This is a genomic window from Rathayibacter tanaceti (genome assembly GCF_001634385.1).
In the GTDB taxonomy this organism is placed as follows: Bacteria; Actinomycetota; Actinomycetes; order Actinomycetales; family Microbacteriaceae; genus Rathayibacter; species Rathayibacter tanaceti.
In genome coordinates, this window is the sequence record NZ_LIIN01000238.1 from 1 (window position 1) to 1,699 (window position 1,699).

Genomic DNA, 1,699 nt, shown 5'->3' on the forward strand with positions numbered 1-1,699 from the left:
CGCCGGACAAGCGACCGATGCCGTCGGCGAGCGTGCGGGCGCCGGTGGCGGACTGGCCGACCGCGTCGATCAGCGAGGGCTGCCCGCCGCCGCCGGTGCGGATCCCGGCGTCGATCCCGGCGACCGCTCCGGCCGTCTGCCCGGTCAGGGTGACCGCGCCCGTCGGCCCGGTCGCCGAGGCGATGACGGCCTTCGCGGCGTTGCACTCCGTCGTCCCGCAGCTCGCGAGCACTCCGGTGAGGGCCGTGAACGTCTCGGAGGTGGCCGTCGCCGCCCCCGCGCTGAGGGTCGCGACCTGCTGCGTCCCCGCACCCGTGGTCTGCACTCCCTCCCTCAGCTGATCGAGGCCGCCGGCCAGCTCGGAGGCACCGCCCTGCAGCGCCGTGGCCCCGGTCGCGGAGTCGCGGGCGCCCGTCGCGAGCTGCGCGACTCCGCCCGAGAGATCGGAGGCGCCGGTGCCCAGCTGCCCGACGCCGTCGGCGAGGGATGACGCGCCGGTACCCAGCTGCGCGACTCCGCTCGAGAGGGAGGAGGCGCCGCTCGCGAGCTCGTCGATGCCGTCCGCGAGGCTGCTCGTGCCGTCGGCGAGGCCGGAGGCGCCCGTGCCGAGCTGGTCGGCACCGTCGGCGAGCGTGCCTGCACCGTCGGCGGCCTGGCCGATCTGGTCGTTGAGCGTGGAGAAGCCCACGTAGATGTTCTGGAGGTAGGCGGTCGTGAGCTGCGTGTTCAGCAGTGAGGTCGCGGTGCTGGTGACGGTCGCCGAGATGGCGTCGTCGACGAGTTTGGCCTTCTCGCTGGTCGCGATGTCGATGGTCGCCTTCGTCGCCGCCGCGGCGTCGCCCGAGTACGAGGTGGCTGCGGCCGAGAAGGAGGAGGGGATCGTCACGACGGTCGCGTAGCTGCCGTCGGCCAGACCCTTCGCCGCGTCGTCCTTGTCGGTGAGCACCCAGGTGAAGTTGCCGGACGAGTCCGAGCCCGAGACGTTCGGCGCGGGAGTCTCGCTCGGTGCGGGGGTCGCCGACGGCGTGGCGCCGGGAGTCGCGGAGTCGGCCGGGTCGCTCGCCGCGGAATCGCCGCCTCCCGTCACCAGGCCGGCCGCGAGCTGGCGCCCGAGCGGCACCGTCTGCCCGTTGATCTCGACGGGGGTGTCCTCGTTGACGACGGCGGCCGTGATCCGGTCGAGGCGCTCGGTCGGGTTCCACAGCGCCCACACCAGGAGGCCGCCGACGACGAGGGGGACCAGGACGATCCCGAGGATCGTCAGCCAGGACACCTTCTTGACGCCGCGGGGGCGTTCGAGGGAGAGGAGAGCCATCTGTCAGAGGACCTTTGCGATCGCGCGGCGCTCGGCCGCGGGCGAGACCGCGAGCGTGCCGCGGTCAGAGGGGAGGAGGTCGTCGAGCGCGTCGGCGTCGACGGAGGAGGCGATCAGGGTGAATCCGCCGTCTGCCGCTCGGGCGGCTTCGAGCTCGGCACGGATCGCGTCGCGCAGCAGTGGGTCCGTGACCGTGTCGAGGTCGTCGACCACCAGCAGCCGCGGTGCCGAGCCGAGTGCCGCTCGCACCTCGGCGACCGGATCGGCGGCTCCGGCCAGCCGCACCAGCCCGACCCTCCCGCGCACGGCGGCGGAGCGGATCGGCACCACGAGGCCGTCGACCTTGAGCCGCCCTGCGTCGGGGGCCAGCCGGCCGGCGATGCT

The 1,699-nt window shown here is 74.2% G+C and carries 1 protein-coding gene and 1 pseudogene; both read right to left on the reverse strand.

Translation table 11 applies throughout. The features are described from left to right. A partial coding sequence (locus ACH61_RS15300; protein WP_161489687.1) for an ABC transporter permease occupies positions 1 to 1,315 on the reverse strand: 1,315 nt, incomplete at its 3' end. A 3-nt stretch (positions 1,316 to 1,318) separates the two neighbouring features. Continuing rightward, positions 1,319 to 1,699, reverse strand: a pseudogene (locus ACH61_RS17655) (MMPL family transporter); the annotation flags it as partial.